Origin of the sequence: Fusibacter ferrireducens (genome assembly GCF_015352425.1) — a bacterium.
GTDB classification, from domain to species: Bacteria; Bacillota; Clostridia; order Peptostreptococcales; family Acidaminobacteraceae; genus Fusibacter_A; species Fusibacter_A ferrireducens.
Window position 1 is genome coordinate 1 of the sequence record NZ_JADKNH010000045.1, and the last position, 1,084, is coordinate 1,084.

The window sequence follows — 1,084 nt, forward strand, 5'->3', positions numbered from 1 at the left end:
CTTAGGGATACTGAGATGCTTTACACCAAGTTTAGTGAGTTCCATCTCATTTGACGAAGAATAGTAACCACGATCCGTTGCAACTTCTGTAGGGGCTTTTCCGAAAATTTCTTTGTGATGCTTTATGGTATCAACAAGAAGTACTTTGTCTGATGGATTTCCTTTATGAACGCTGTAGCCAGTGATAAGACCTTCTGCTATTTCCTCTAATTGAAGAACATTCAACACGCTTGCCCAGTTTACCTTTAGAAATAGGCCTTGCATCGGTATCTGCAATACTGACAATCCTGTTTTCAGGTTTGCCTCCTGCATTTACAAGTTCAGTTTGTTCAATGACAGTTTCCACTGCTTGAATTGTTTCAAGTAAATTTAGCTTTAGCATTTCATCCTTCTTGGATTCTGGTAATAGAGTTTTCAATACTTTGTTTGCTTGTGCGAGGGTATCCTTTGCCATCTCTGCCATTGTACCTGTAATACTTCTAACTTCTTGGATTGTTTCGTTAGTTCTGCGTCTAACGATTTTGTTGATGTTCAAAAGCTTTTCTTTCATCTTTTTCGTTTTTTTTTAGTTGATTTGCGAACTTTGTGACCACATTGCTCTCTTACTGCAGTCATTTGATTTTCAAGTTTTTGAACGCCTTTGAAAAGAAGTTCTGCATCGGTTGGGTATGCAATGTTTGATTCTATAACAGTTGAATCTATACGCACTTTTCTACCCTTGATGACTTTGTTTTTTCTAAGCTCCAGAATAAAGTTTTCGTTAAGCTGCTCAATGATTTCATCTCCATATTTTTTAGTGATTTTCATCATAGCAGTATCTGTTGGCGCTTCAAGATCCATCGGGATATGACAAAATCGTTTATACATGGGTGTCTTGGTTACAACAACAGACAAATCTTCAAAGCTGATGCAAAGATAAAACTTCAAAACCATCATGCGTATGAATACTCGGACCGGAACGGTTGGTCTTCCAAGCATAGTATTGAATTTATTTACAATCGGTTCTTCAAAAACAGGATTTTGTAGAAGTCGATCAATTTCAGCAAGTTCCGGTGTTAATTCAAAAAGGGTTTTCGGTAAAAAC

2 protein-coding genes and 1 pseudogene are annotated in these 1,084 nt (G+C 37.1%); all 3 read right to left on the reverse strand.

The genetic code is table 11. The features are described from left to right. Positions 1–225, reverse strand: a pseudogene (locus tag ISU02_RS23790) (ISNCY family transposase); the annotation flags it as partial. Beyond that, a complete protein-coding gene (locus tag ISU02_RS23700) occupies positions 164–550 on the reverse strand; it encodes a hypothetical protein (protein WP_194704347.1) in 387 nt (128 codons plus the stop codon). The pseudogene ISU02_RS23790 and the gene ISU02_RS23700, both read right to left, overlap by 62 nt. After that, a partial coding sequence (locus tag ISU02_RS23705) for a transposase (RefSeq protein WP_194704348.1) occupies positions 547–1,084 on the reverse strand: 538 nt, incomplete at its 5' end. The genes ISU02_RS23700 and ISU02_RS23705, both read right to left, overlap by 4 nt.

What these genes read in the sequence shown, in the direction of transcription:
- ISU02_RS23700 (WP_194704347.1), bottom strand. Translation starts at nt 550, where the DNA reads ATGAAAGAAAAGCTTTTGAACATCAACAAAATCGTTAGACGCAGAACT.